The organism is Nitrospira sp. SG-bin1 (assembly GCA_002083365.1).
Taxonomy (GTDB): Bacteria; Nitrospirota; Nitrospiria; order Nitrospirales; family Nitrospiraceae; genus Nitrospira_D.
Map to the genome: position 1 here is coordinate 377,114 of LVWS01000033.1, position 13,562 is coordinate 390,675.

A 13,562-nucleotide genomic window follows, 5' to 3' on the forward strand; every position below is an offset into this window, starting at 1 on the left:
CATGGCTAGCCTAGGTCGCGGTGTCGAAGGCAGCGGAGAACGTGCGCTGGTCCGGCGAGGGGTCGGCTTGGAGGCGATCACCATCGAACAAGGACCGGCATTGGCCAAGTTGCCATGCTGGGAGGCTGTACAGATTCCAGGCGGAATGTTCACGGCTTCTCGTGCGATTCTGACGATTCTCTTGCTCTTTCTGATCGTCCTTGAATTCGTACCATGGACACAGACCATCCAGGCGTCTGGGAAAGTGTCAGCTTACACGCCGTATGATCGTCCCCAGCAAATTGAATCTCGAATTACAGGTCGTGTCAAAGCTTGGCACATTTATGAAGGCGTCAAAGTCAAGAAGGGCGACCTCGTCGGTGAACTCGAGGATTACGACCCGACCTTCATGGCGCCGGAAATTCTTCCCTTGTTCGAACAACGTAAGGTAGCGCTTGAACAAACACGTCAGGCGGCGTTGGCCAGGGCGGATCAACTGAATAAGCGAATCGGAGAGATGAGGAAGTTAGTCCAAGCTGCCGTTCCGTCGGCGGAAGCGAGAGTGGTCGAGGCGGATAATAAGGTACGGGAAGCGCAACAAAAGGTCGAGCAGCTCAAGATTGACGTGCACACGGCGCAGCTCAACGTCGACCGGCATCGGCAACTTGTCAGAGACGGACTGGTCTCACAACGAGAACTCGAGTTGACGATTCAGACGGAAATTGGCACAAAAGCAGGTTTGCAGGCAGCACAGGCCAGTTTATTGGCTGCCGAGCAGGCTCGGTCTGCCTTGAGTTTCGGACGTGACCAAATCACCGCGGATGTGCAGCAACGGCTCATGGATGCCATAGCATCGCGCGATGCTGCAGTGGCGGAAGCGGCGAAGGCTACGGAATCGTTGGCGGATATCTCTTACCGGCAACAGGGCGTCCAGCAACGAATCGAGGCCGCGAAACTCATTGCGCCGATGGATGGGACCGTCGTCAAGATGGCGAAAGTCGGTATCAATGAAACAGTCAAACAGGGAGAAAATCTGGTTACTATTTCTCCGCTTGCCTCGGATCCTGCAATTGAAATGGTGGCGGAGGGGTTGGATTCTCCGCTCTTGAAGCCTGGGCGGAAAGTGCGCATCTTGTTCTTCGGAGTGCCGGCCATCCCATTGCCTGCCTGGCCTGGGTTGATGGCGGGTACTCGTGGGGGCGTGATCAAGGTTGTTGACCAGATCGACGATGGGAAAGGAAATTATCGGTTTTGGGTCGTTCCGGACCCGGATGATCCTCAACCATGGCCTGAACAGGCTCAAGTGCGACAGGGTACCAAAGTCTTGGGCTGGGTGATCATGAATCGTGTCCCTCTTTGGTACGAACTGTGGCGGCGATTCAACTTCTTCCCGCCGGACTACCTGCAGCGGGAGCCCAGTGTATTTGAAATGTTCGCGCCCAAGGTGGCGGCCCCGGGTGGCAAATAGTTGATCGTGCCGCACAAGGAATGCGGCACATCGTTTTCCTTCTCGGTATAGATGGCTCAGGGATTCGCCCTGAGCCATCTACTCGTTAACGGTGGCAGTGTAGTTCCTTTCCTCGTCAGTGCGTCCCATTGTAACGTTCTCTCCAGTGTGCTGCTTACGATTGCATGCACTACGGTTTCTTTCGACTCGGACATTGCGAGTGGGCAACATCGCTGCTGCCCTGGTCCGATCACGCAAGCATCAGCGATCGGTCATCCCACACAAGAAGATAGTCATAGTTCCGATCGCCTTGACCCTATCCAAAGGAGTCGCTAAGGTGCCGGTATTGCACGACTGACGGCAGAAGCACTTGTGAAGCGGGAGAGATCAACAATGGTCAAAAAACAGCGGGGAGTGAGTCAGTCTCTGAAAAGCCTGAGCCAAATGCTCACGAACCAGCGGCCGCTGGTCGGAATCTTGGGGGGCAGCAAATCAGATTTTCCGGTTTTAGAGAAATCCGGAGCGATCTTGAAGGAACTCGGTATTCCTTATGAACTCCTCGTCGTGTCTGCTCATCGAACACCGGATCGGCTCTTCGAGTACGCCACTAGCGCTGCTAGCAGAGGAATCAAGGTCATCATTGCGGGAGCTGGAGGAGCGGCTCACCTCCCCGGTATGTTGGCGGCCAAGACCGACCTTCCGGTGATCGGTGTGCCGATACCCACAGAAAACCTCCGTGGCCTTGATTCTCTCTTATCAATTGTCCAAATGCCAAAGGGCATACCCGTTGCCACCGTGGCGATAGGGGGCGCCGAGAATGCAGGCCTTTTGGCCGGACAAATTCTTGCCGGAAGCCATCCTGAAATTGCGGTCAGTATCAAGCATTACCGGACGGCTCAAACCGAAAGCGTTCTCAACTCTCCGGAGGCCAAAGGCCACCAGACTAGGCAACCCCGGAGCCGATGAGATGAGCCGACCGCTGTGACGGAACGAATCCTTAAGCCAGGCTCCACTCTGGGGGTATTGGGCGGAGGGCAATTGGGGATGATGTTTACCGAGGCTGCCCGCCGCATGGGGTATGGTGTGGCAGTCTGGGATCCAGATGCCGACGCGCCGGCTCATCGGATTGCCACCCACTCATTCATCGCACCTTTTTCGGACGTAAACGTCCGCGACCGATTTGCCCGCATCGCCGATGCCGTCACTCTCGAATGGGAAAATGTGCCGGCGGAGCTCTGTGAATGGCTGGAAAGGGGATGTCCGATGCGACCTTCCGGAGCTGTTCTGCGGGTCATCCAGGACCGAATTGAGCAGAAGCAGTTCTTGTCGTCACGGCACCTCTCTGTTCCCGCATTCTCGATTGTCGAATCAGCCCTGCAACTTAGGTCAGCCGTCGATCGCCTCGGCCTTCCCGCCGTCTGTAAGACGGCGAGAAGTGGATATGACGGGAAAGGGCAGTGGGTGCTCCGCGACGCTTCTGACGTAAAACAAGTTGAACACATCTTGAGAACAGCGAACGCCGGTCGCCGGTGGATTCTGGAACAGTTCGTCGAGTATGTCCGAGAACTTTCGGTTCTCGTCGTGCGAGGCGGGAATGGCGCGCAGTGTGTGTATCCGGTGGTTGAGAATCGGCATGAGCGGGGCATCTTACGGGAAACCCTCGTGCCGGCCTCCATTCCTCTTGACGTCGCCGAAACGGCGACGGAAATTTCAAAGCAGGTCGTCACGGCGCTACAAGGCGTTGGTGTGTTCTGTGTAGAACTCTTTCAAACCACAAATGGCTCCCTCCTAATTAATGAAATTGCGCCTCGCCCCCATAATTCTGGCCACTATACATTGAACGTTTGTACGGTCTCACAATTCGAGCAGCAGGTACGAGCGACCTGCGGCCTGCCGTTGGGAGAAACGAGACTCTTAAGCCCAGCAGTCATGGTGAATCTCATCGGCGAGGAAGTACAGGCGGTGACATCCGGTGAAGGGTTGTATGCGCTCCATGCGACCGCAGGGGCCGTACTGCACCTATACGGTAAGCGGATCATGCGTCCTGGTAGAAAGATGGGGCATGTGACATTTACCGCCTCCCAAGTAGAAACAGCCACTGAAACGGCTCGCCAGTTCATTGCACGCATCCGACGCTCTTCCTAATCCATCCGATACAGCAACGCATGTGGTGAGAAAGCCTCCTTGGCAGCATACAAGTTCCTGACGTTCGATTTTGTCAACACGTGGTTCACAAGAGATCGGGACGAGAAGAAAAAGCCACGTAAATGATGAGGTTGATTTGGCGCACGAAGGTATGACATTTGCTCGCTCACACGAGCTGTTGCCATCGGAGGCGCAAAACCATGAGACAAAATTTGGCTCAAACCGGCTCCAAGCAAACATCGGATAGGCTCTGCCGATGGCTTACGGAGCCAGGCACTCGATTCCTCGTGCTTCAAGGGCTCGTCACCATCACTTTATCGTACGAATTGATCTTCAGTGTCGAATCAGTCATCAGCCGATTCATGAGCAATAGCCTAGTGATAGGGCTATGGTTGGGTATCCTCTGTCTTGCGATGTTGCCCCAGACCGTTCTGAGGGCCCCTTGGTTTAGTGCCGGTCTCGTCACCCTCGATACACTCCTCGTGACAGGCGTCATCTATCTTTCAGGAAACGCCCGATCGGATCTCTACATCACCTATTTTGTGCTGGTGCTAATTGCGGCGTCGGTCCGGCGGTTGGGGCATCTGCTCGGTCTCTCTCTGCTCTTGAGTGCTGGGTACGCTGTGGTCGTGTATGAAGGTATTTTAGAATCCGGGGTTCTAGCCACAGGACAGCTTTTGGGGATCCCTGTTCTTCTCGTCATGGCGGTGTTCTATGGAGTGGCCTTAGAAGGCGCGGCCGTCGCCCAGGAAGAAAAGGTATCGCTACAGAAAGATGTCGACCAGCTGAAAAAAACGGAAGTGGAACTAGAAGCCGCCAAAACCGAACTCGAAACCAGAATCAAGGGACTGAAAGAAGATCTATCCAAAACGAATACCGAATTGCGCGAAGGACAAGTCGTCCGGCAGGGGCTGGAGCGACAACTTCATCAGGCGCAGAAGATGGAGGCTGTCGGACGAGTGGCCGCGAGAATTGCCGGTGAGTTCGGGGCGTTGTTCGCCGTCATCGGAAAACAAACAGGTCTCATGCTGTCGCATCTGCAACCAAGCGATCCTCTCAGGTCATCGGCCGATGAGATCTTTAAGGCCGGGGAAAAGTCCGCCACGCTCACGGCCCAACTCATCGCTCTCGAAATCGAGCAACAGCCCGTGCGACACGTCTTGTCGGTCCAAGCGGTAATAGCTGATCTGCACGGAATGATCGTAAGTCTGTTGCCCGATCATATTCGACTGACCATCAACATGGATAAGCAGATGGCCTACGCCGAAGTGGATCGGGAAGGACTGGAAACCGTCCTGCTCCAGTTAATCGTCAATGCACGGGATGCCATGTCGAACAGAGGAATGCTGACGATGGAGATCAAGAAGATTGAGCATCCCTCGGACTTGTCATGGCCGTCGTCGGGCAGGATGACAGGCCCCCAGGTCTTGATTCAAATCAGTGATACCGGAACCGGCATGAGCTTAGATACCCAAGCCCATATGTTCGAACCGCTCTTTTCAACGAAAGAAACGAACATCGGTCTTGGCCTCACTGCGGTGTTCGGGATCGTCAAACAAAACGGAGGGAGGCTGGAGGTGGATAGTCGATCAGGACAGGGGACCTCCGTTCGAGTCATCTTCCCCGCAGCCACGGCACCGGACATACGGGAGGAAGTGATCCCGAGAGCGATGCTGTCCAAAGGAGATGAAACCATCCTGCTTGTGGAGGAAAACGAAATCGAACGGAAGCTGGCGCGATCGGTCTTACAGCGCCATCGTTATCAAGTCTTGGAGGCGGCCTCGTCGGTCGAAGCGTTGATGCTTACTCGGCAATATAAAGGCGTAGTTCATCTGACCGTGAGTCCTTTGGTGATGCATGAAATCGGAGGGCGTGAACTGGCCCGCCGACTCCTGAACCAGCATCCGCTGATGAAAGCGTTGTTTGTTTCCAGCTATGATGATGAAACAATCCAATACCACCGGATCAACCAGCGGTATGTTTTGCAGCATCCTTACCGCCAATCCGGATTAGTCGAGAGGATCAGAGAGCTTTTGGACGCTGCGTGAATCATCCGCCGGTTCCGGATAGGGTGGCCTATTGAGACCATGTCGAACGACCTGGAGAAAAAAACCGTACATCTTTCCGTTTGAAGAAACCGATCAGTGCCATACCTGCAATGAATCCGCCGATATGAGCGAAAAAGGCGACGCCGCCTCCAGCAGCTCCCACGCTCATGCCTCCACTGACCAGCTGCGTAATAAACCACATGCCTAAGACTACGCCCGCCGCCACTCGAGTCATCCCGATCGCCGGCAGCAAAACCAGCACGTGAGCGCGAGGAAATAACAGAAGATAAGCACCGAGTACGGCCGAGATGGCCCCGCTGGCTCCTACCATCGGGATTTGTGAGGAAGGATCCGTCAAGGCATGGCTCAGCGCCGCGAGAATACCGGATACGATGTAGAAGACGATGAATTTCGCATGACCCATGGCGTCTTCAATGTTATTCCCGAAAATCCAAAGATAGAGCATGTTTCCGAGGAGATGCATCCAACTTCCGTGCAAAAACATGCTGGTCACCAGGGTGAGAGAGGCCGGGAAAGCAGTTACTCCATCAGGGAATGAAGCCTGGCCAAAAACAATGACAGGGATGGCGCCGTATTGTAATGCGAACAGCTCGGCAGCCTCCTGAGGAAGATTCACTTGATAAAGAAATACCGCGACACAGATGAAAATGAAGATCATTGTGATGATGGGAGGCCGCTGAGTGGGATTATCGTCGTGGAGTGGAATCATGGCAGTCCGGAACTAGGGAATCCGACGGCGTTCGGGGATTGCACGAGGTAATCTGGGGTCAGTCGGAGGTGATCCATCGCCCTCGAGTGGAACGGAAAACCCAGCGGCATGAGTATGGCCGCCGCCTCCGAATGAGGCGGCAATAGTCCCCACATCCGTGCCGTCGGATCGGGAACGCATGCTGAAATAGCGTCGACCATCGCGGTCATGCCAAATCAAGCAGAAGGGATAATGAGGCGACAGGCGCTCACCGATTTGGCTGGTCAGGACGGCACTTTGCACAGCAGGAACGATGACACCCTGAAACTCCACGAGCGAGGCTTGGGCTGCGAGCTTTCCGACAAGTTCATGCTCGTAGCGTAAAATGGCTCGACCTTCTTGCTCGAGCGTCGACTGAACGAAGTGATCCCACACGTTGAAATCGAACGGATAGGAGGCTAATGCGGCATTGATTTCACGGCTTGCCGGCAAAGCCCAAGTCCACAAGTCTTTGTCCTGAACATACTGCAACAGCCAAGGGGCTGTCGTGCCGTGAGCCCATTCCCAGCCCAGGACTGCACCGGACTTTGTTTGGTCGAAGTACGCATGTGCAAAGCCGTCCAACGTCCGTTCAGCGGTGATATGGTGATCCAGAACGAGCAGCTCCTTGGTTTCGGATGCCATGGCTTCCAGGACTGGGCGGGCGTAGCTGAAGTCCACGATAACGACACGACGATCCTTGAGATCGGGAGGGGGTGGATGGCCGTGCTTGACAGGCAAAAAGCTCGCGCTCGGAAACTTTTTCCAGAGTGCCCAGGCTGCTCCGAATCCATCGGAACATTCGGCATGGTACAGGACAATGTCCGGAGAGCCATGAAAGAGGAGGACGGAGGATATGTTACCCATAAGAATGGAGAGAGAATAGCATGCCCAAGTCAGGACTAAAAGGTGTCTGTCGTGTCCCTGTCTTCCACGAAAAGTGATTCACAACTCATTGAGGTGACTGATCAGCTGGCGAAGCCGCCCGGCGCTGCGTCGATTAAAATCAAACACGAGTCGAGGGAGAGCGCGCAGGGCCGGTTCATCTAATTCCTCCGCCAGGGGGCCTCGAAGTTCGAACGTGCCCCCGGATAAGAGATCGGCGAATCGGTCTCGTACCTGCTCGAGTTGTTCAGGGGTAATGGTCTGCTTGAGGCGTATCGCCAGCTGTCTTCCCACAAAACGCATCGAGTGGTAACGACGGTAGAATCCACGGATGTGGCTCACCGCCGCTTCCGCAGAATCCACGATGACGAAAAGGCTCATGTCCTCTTCATTGATCAGTTTCCGATTCAGTAGTTGCCTCGTCACAAACCTCGACCAATCATCCCAGTAATCGCAGCCGGGAGCCTGTAGACAAACGATCGGTTGAGGATCGCTCTTACCGGTCTGAGCCAAGGTCAGAATCTCAAAACCTTCATCATGTGTGCCGAACCCTCCAGGAAAGAGCGCGATCGCGTTGGCTTCCTTTTGAAACATCAATTTGCGGGTGAAAAAGTATTTGAAGGTAATGAGCTTCGGGTCATCGGCGATCGTGGAGTTAGGACCTTGCTCGAACGGAAGCATGATATTGACGCCGAAGCTGTTTTCGCGTCCGGCACCCTCTTGCGCCGCACGCATGATCCCATCGGCTCCTCCTGTGATGACCATGAAGCCTTCCCGGACGATGGCGTGGGCGAACCGGTAGGCGAGTTGATAGTTGGGATCGTCAGAGAGGGTTCGTGCAGAGCCGAAAATGCTGACTTTTTGGCGATCGCGATACCCATGAAAGACGCCGAATGCATGGCGAAGTTCTTTGACGGCGCGATTCACGATTTTCACATCCAGAAGATCAAGGTGGGCATCATGGAGTTTCAGCAACCCCGTGAGGAGTTCCGTCATGAGAGCAGCGTGCAGGTCGTCCTCACGACCGTCGAGAAGGGTCCCAATTTGCTGCAGAATCTCCTCTCGTGACAAGGTGGGACGCTGCCGAATCTGCGGAGATCTCCCGGTTGTGGTCATATTGTCCTCTTTCAATGAGTAAGACGAAAAATTGTACCAATGGATCGGGTATTGGTCAAAGATTACCGGGATCGCGTGCGGTCTATGAAGCGTCGAAAGGTTTAGGCAGATTGGTCTGAACCCAGGCCTTGATTCTTGACTGATCCGCAGGGGAGAGATCGACGAATTGTATTTCGACACCATGAGTTGTTGCCGTGAGGGAATCCATTGCGCGGGACACCGGTTCAACTCGCGCGTTGTTCAAGACAGTCCCTCGAATGGTCATCGGGCTCATCGTCTCAGAGAGGCAAAAGCTCAATATGACCTTGGTTCCCGGCAGCAACAGTGCGGCAGCCGCCACTAAGGCGCCGGCATGGCTGAGTTGTGAAATGGCGACTTGATGCTCATCTCCCACGCCCGTTTCCTCCATGATACTGATCATGGCGGAGATATTCGTCGCGCATCGCTTTGGAGAAAGAATGAGGTCTTTCGCGGTCAGGACGCCGACTGGTTGATCTTGTTTCGTAACGATGAGAATCGGTGTTCCGGTGGACATCATGAGTGCCGATGCCTCGTCCATCGCTCGGTCGTATTCGATGAATTGGACCGGTCGAGTCATGATGGTTCGGACTTCGATGTTATCCGGTTCAAGACCCTGCGCGACGACCTTTTTGACAATGTCAGTCGGCGTCATGAGTCCGAACCGTGATTCCGTATCCTTGACCAAAAGACAAGGCATTCGCTCGCGCTCCAAGAGCGATGCCGCTTCGGTGACCGATACATCTCCTGGAATCTGGACTACGCCGGGCGTCATCATGTGTGCGACCAGTATGGCTTGGGGATCTTGGGCTTTGGGCTGGTGATCGTCGTGGTCCGCCATTTCTCAGCGAAGTCCCTTTTCTTCACGAATCTGCCCCCCTCCTGGCCGCAATGTATGCCAAGTATAGCAGAAGGCTCCCTGGAGCCATGAGAGGTTGAAAACCTTGTCATTCAATAGTTTGACGGCATACACTAATAACATATTTTGACCATCGACAAGAGAGAAACGATGGCGTCGAGTGGGCCTTACCATAGGGAATTCATTCATCGGCTCGGGACCATCCCCGTGCATGGGCTCGGGCTTTCCGTTGATGTCCATGCTCCGGACCTCGCTAGCTTGCGGCGAAGTCTACAAGAACGTCAAGTGCCGCCGGCTTTCCTGGAAGTGTTTCGTACGACATCGAGGGCTTTGGCATCCACCAGGAAAGATGTCGGCGACGAACTATTGACCTATCATGGAGAGGGGCTGTGGGTCACTCAGCCCGACATGGTCAATCATGCGGCGTTTGAACGGGAAGTTGCTGAAGCCGCAAAACACCTCCTGCTGTTGCAAAGTGCCTGGCTGAATCACGAATGTGCTACAAAATCTGTCGCCGGCTATCACTACGGGACTTATCTTCCTCCGCTCTACACCCCGTTAAGCGCTAACGTGGTGGCCGACAATACACGAGTGATTCAACATTTGCTCGATCAACAGTGTCGTCTGACCAATGGGAGCACGCCGTTGATGTTGCTTGAAATGCCGCCACTCACGTACTTTGTCGCAGGAACGATGTCCATTCCAGCGTTTTTCCGGATCATCAGCGAGCAGACTTCTTGTGGACTGGTTTTGGATGTGGGCCATCTTTGGACGGTGTTTCGCTATTCCGGCGCGCATCGAACCATGTCGCTCACACGATTTACCGAGATCTTTCTCGACGAGTTCCCCATGGATCGCGTGGTTGAAATCCATGTGGCGGGTCTGGCCATTCATGAATCACACCAGGCTCCGGCTTCACGGTGGAATCGTATAGAGACTGATGCATTCCCGGCCTGGGTCGATGCCCATGCCGCCCCCATTCCGCCCGTTTTGTTCGAGATGCTCGATCAAATTCTCTACCATTCACGACTCACGAATCTGAAGGGCCTTGCTCTGGAGGTGGATACGAAACCAGCCGAATTGATTGTCGCTGAATTCACGGAGTTCTCCCGACGCTATAGTGGAGTGTTCGACCGGCTGACCAATGCTGAAGAAGCTGCATCGGATCGTGAGGCCAGCGCCCGGCTGGAAGATCTGCTGCAGACATCGAATACACAGTCTCTCGAAAAGGCCTACGATCGCTATGCACGAGTCCTGGTCGGAAAGACCGAACCGACAGGATTGGAATGGAGTCTGGACAAGGCCGGTATCCAAGAGTTGGACCTCTACCGCATTATCTATCTCCCCTATGAGATTCTTCATTGGGGGGGGAATCTGGAGGACATGTTTGTAGAATCCTGCCGCCGGCTCAGCGCGCGAGATGTGCCGCTCGATGAATTCGTTGCGTTCTGGTTCCGTGAGCCACGGCCTCTTGCCGACACGTACGATTTCTTTTTGCTGAAGGTCGAACGGTTTGTCGAGTTTGTCCGGGAGGTGGCGCCTGAGTTGCAATGCGTGGCCGAGCGAGAGGCGGAGGAACTTCGGCAGGCCTACCGTTTCGCCAACGAACCCGATGTTTCTGCATACGTGAGCTGATATGAATTTTTGGTTAAGTCTCCCACGTCCGTTCATCGGGTTGTCCCCGATGGACGGCGTCACCGATGCCTGCTTTCGATCCGTCATCGCACAACTAGGCAAGCCGGACGTCAGTTTTACGGAATTTACCCATGTCCATGACGTCTGTCATGGGTCGGAGATTCACTTGGAGACGCTCCTGTATAGTGAGAAGGAGCGTCCCATCGTGGCGCAGCTCTATGGGAAAGACCCGGATCTTTTCTATATGGCGGCCCAGGCGGTGTGTGAATTGGGCTTCGATGGACTGGACATCAATATGGGTTGCCCATCGAAGAGTGTGGCGTCGTCCGGATCAGGCGCCGGGCTGATCCGCACTCCGGAACTGGCTCGCACGATCATGCAGGCGACCAAACGCGGCATCGAGGACTGGGCTGGCGGACAGACTCTTGAACAAGCAGGTTTTAAACCGGCGCGCGTTGCCCTCTTCGAACGTCTGAATCGACAGCGCGGTCAGACCAACCCAACCTCCCGACGCCGACTGCCCTTGTCCGTGAAGACCCGCCTTGGTTATGACGAGGTGGCAGTCGAGGGATGGATTCAAGAACTTTTGATGGAACAACCGGCCGTGATCTCGCTCCATGGGCGAACGCTTCGACAGATGTATCGAGGTTTGGCGGATTGGTCCGCGATTGCCCGTGCTGCGGCACTGGTGCGTGGAACCGGAACGTTGTTCGTAGGAAATGGCGATATTCAGAGCCTGGACGACGTCGCGCGACGGGTTCGGGAAACCGGAGTCGATGGAGTGTTGGTCGGGCGGGGAGTGCTTGGGGCCCCGTGGTTCTTTCGCCAGAAAGAGCAGACCCGTCTGGAAGACCGGGATATCAATGGTATCGACATCGGGCGAGATCCCGGCGAGGTGTCGCTGGATGAACGGTTCGCCGTGTTGGTCGACCACGCCAAACAGTTTCAGGCAATGCTCGGACAAAAGCAATTCTATCGTATGAGGAAACATCTCGGTTGGTATTGTAAAGGGTTTCCGCATGCCGCCGCGCTTCGTGCACGGATGGTGCGGGTCTCTTCCGTCGAAGAGCTCCAGGCTATCCTCGCCGAGTTTCACGCTCGGCCGGATGCCGCCATGGACCTCTCTTCGCTCCAATCACCCGATGAGCCGGGCGTGCTGGCTTCACGATGCAGCTAGTACTCGCGTCGAGTTCGCCTCGCCGCCAGGAACTTCTGGCCCTGTTGGGGCTTTCCTTCGAAGTCTGTCCGTCGGAGTTCCGCGAGCACCCCACGGTCGGGTTGTCACCTATAGAACAGGTCCGGCACTTCGCCCTGAAAAAAGCACGATCCGTGGCTCTCGTGAGGCCTCGGGCCCTCGTGCTTGGCAGCGATACCGTGATCGATCTTGAGGGACAACTACTCGGGAAACCGGTAGATCTTGTCGATGCTCGTGCCATGTTGGCCAGCCTGGCGGGCCGTTCTCATCAGGTCCATACTGCCGTTGCCCTGTGTCATTGCGAACACCATTTCGAATCTGTGGAGGTTGCCACCGCCGAAGTTCAGATGAAACCGGACCTCGAGCACGCGTATGAGCGGTACCTTGCAACCGAAGAATCGTTTGGCAAAGCCGGAGCCTATGCCATCCAAGGTCTCGGTGGGGACCTGGTGGAGCAAATCGTTGGCGATTATACGACCGTGGTGGGATTGCCGTTAAGACTCGTCGCCCGACTTCTGCGATCCGCCGACTATCCTGTTCCGGTGAATGTCGAAGGCCTATATCGACGTAGGCCATATGCGAACTGGAATCGGTTCACAGCCTAATTGCAAAGGCATGGCGGTTCACCTACAATGCACCATTCATCGGATTGTGTCAGACATGTTGGATCTCGCCATGTCGGTGCAATAGAAGAAAAGGAAGGCATGACTGTTCGTAAGCTGTCGGTGTCACTGGTGAGCTTGATCGGAGTTCTTGCGGTCGGGAACAGTGACATGTGGGCGATTGACGTTACTCTATCGCCAGACGAAGCGCACAAGGCACTCGAGACCGGGCGAATTCCGATGGAAAAGGCCAATTCACCGGAAGACGTGAAGAAAGTCCTTCAGCAAGCGTCCTTGGTGACTCGCGTAGGGGCCGATCCGGAAAAAGATCCCTGCGGCGCCAGCGCCGTCCTTCGCACCAAACGGTATCGACTGGAAGCCTTTGGTCGCCAAGAGGCGGCGGAATCAAAGAAACGCAAGACGGACGTGCGCATGCCCGAAGAGTTCATTCAAAAAGTCATGGACATGCCCAACATGGAAATGGAAGTGCAGCTGTGCGGCGACGATGAGTATTTTGCCGAGGGCGCATTGATTGAATTGCAGCAAGGCTCAAAGCGGATTAAGCCGATCGACATCGGCAAGGCCGAACGGGGACGAAAGAACGAAGGCAATGGTCCGGTCTTCCGATCCCGCTTCACGGCACTCTTCGCCTACGAACAGTTCGACCCCACTGCCTCATCGGTCTTCGTCGTGAACCTGCAAGACGGAAAAGAGATCAGAATCCCCGCCGACTTTTCGAAAGTGAAGTAAGCGCTGTCATTCTCCAACTACTACGTTTTCGATCGGAACGCCTTGGTTTCTCAAGTGTCGCGATTTTCTCCGGCAAGCTCGGCCCGCGATCAATTTATTTACCGCTTGTAGTGTCCGTGCGCCAATTGCTCACAA

The 13,562-nt window shown here is 55.0% G+C and carries 11 protein-coding genes and 1 pseudogene; 8 read left to right on the forward strand and 4 right to left on the reverse strand.

Annotation, left to right across the window (positions count from 1 at the left end; all coding sequences use genetic code 11):
- Window position 1: 1 nt before the first annotated feature.
- From A4E19_06240 to A4E19_06255, 4 genes are all read left to right on the forward strand, one after another.
- Window positions 2-1,447, forward strand: coding sequence for an ABC transporter permease (locus tag A4E19_06240; protein ID OQW32946.1), 1,446 nt, complete (start codon window positions 2-4; stop codon window positions 1,445-1,447).
- 423 nt (window positions 1,448-1,870) lie between these two features.
- Window positions 1,871-2,392, forward strand: a complete 522-nt coding sequence (locus A4E19_06245; protein OQW33192.1) for a 5-(carboxyamino)imidazole ribonucleotide mutase — start codon at window positions 1,871-1,873, stop codon at window positions 2,390-2,392.
- A 15-nt stretch (window positions 2,393-2,407) separates the two neighbouring features.
- On the forward strand, window positions 2,408-3,571 hold the full coding sequence (locus tag A4E19_06250) for a hypothetical protein (protein ID OQW32947.1): 1,164 nt from the start codon (window positions 2,408-2,410) through the stop codon (window positions 3,569-3,571).
- A 200-nt stretch (window positions 3,572-3,771) separates the two neighbouring features.
- A complete protein-coding gene (locus tag A4E19_06255) occupies window positions 3,772-5,619 on the forward strand; it encodes a hypothetical protein (protein OQW32948.1) in 1,848 nt (615 codons plus the stop codon).
- 28 nt (window positions 5,620-5,647) lie between these two features.
- Here A4E19_06255 and A4E19_06260 read toward each other — a convergent pair whose 3' ends face one another.
- The 4 genes from A4E19_06260 to A4E19_06275 form a co-directional block, all read right to left on the reverse strand.
- Window positions 5,648-6,349, reverse strand: a complete 702-nt coding sequence (locus A4E19_06260; GenBank protein OQW32949.1) for a rhomboid family intramembrane serine protease — start codon at window positions 6,347-6,349, stop codon at window positions 5,648-5,650.
- A 12-nt stretch (window positions 6,350-6,361) separates the two neighbouring features.
- The gene (locus A4E19_06265) at window positions 6,362-7,234 is read right to left on the reverse strand and encodes a hypothetical protein (GenBank protein OQW32950.1); all 873 of its coding nucleotides are present in this window, start codon (window positions 7,232-7,234) and stop codon (window positions 6,362-6,364) included.
- Window positions 7,235-7,312: 78 nt separating this feature from the next.
- Window positions 7,313-8,368 carry a cytochrome D ubiquinol oxidase subunit II gene (locus A4E19_06270; protein ID OQW32951.1) on the reverse strand — a complete coding sequence of 352 codons (1,056 nt, stop codon included), beginning with the start codon at window positions 8,366-8,368 and terminating at the stop codon, window positions 7,313-7,315.
- 82 nt (window positions 8,369-8,450) lie between these two features.
- Complete coding sequence (locus tag A4E19_06275; protein OQW32952.1) at window positions 8,451-9,227, reverse strand: hypothetical protein; 777 nt, start codon at window positions 9,225-9,227, stop codon at window positions 8,451-8,453.
- A 168-nt stretch (window positions 9,228-9,395) separates the two neighbouring features.
- Here A4E19_06275 and A4E19_06280 point away from each other — a divergent pair, with 168 nt between their 5' ends.
- From A4E19_06280 to A4E19_06295, 4 genes and pseudogenes are all read left to right on the forward strand, one after another.
- Window positions 9,396-10,880 (forward strand): hypothetical protein, encoded by a 1,485-nt coding sequence (locus A4E19_06280; protein OQW32953.1) that lies wholly within the window; start codon window positions 9,396-9,398, stop codon window positions 10,878-10,880.
- Between the two features lies 1 nt (window position 10,881).
- Window positions 10,882-12,057 (forward strand): hypothetical protein, encoded by a 1,176-nt coding sequence (locus A4E19_06285; protein OQW32954.1) that lies wholly within the window; start codon window positions 10,882-10,884, stop codon window positions 12,055-12,057.
- Window positions 12,048-12,596: pseudogene (locus tag A4E19_06290) on the forward strand (hypothetical protein). The gene A4E19_06285 and the pseudogene A4E19_06290 overlap by 10 nt, the downstream one beginning before the upstream one ends.
- 183 nt (window positions 12,597-12,779) lie before the next feature.
- Window positions 12,780-13,427, forward strand: coding sequence for a hypothetical protein (locus A4E19_06295; GenBank protein OQW32955.1), 648 nt, complete (start codon window positions 12,780-12,782; stop codon window positions 13,425-13,427).
- Window positions 13,428-13,562 lie beyond the last annotated feature (135 nt).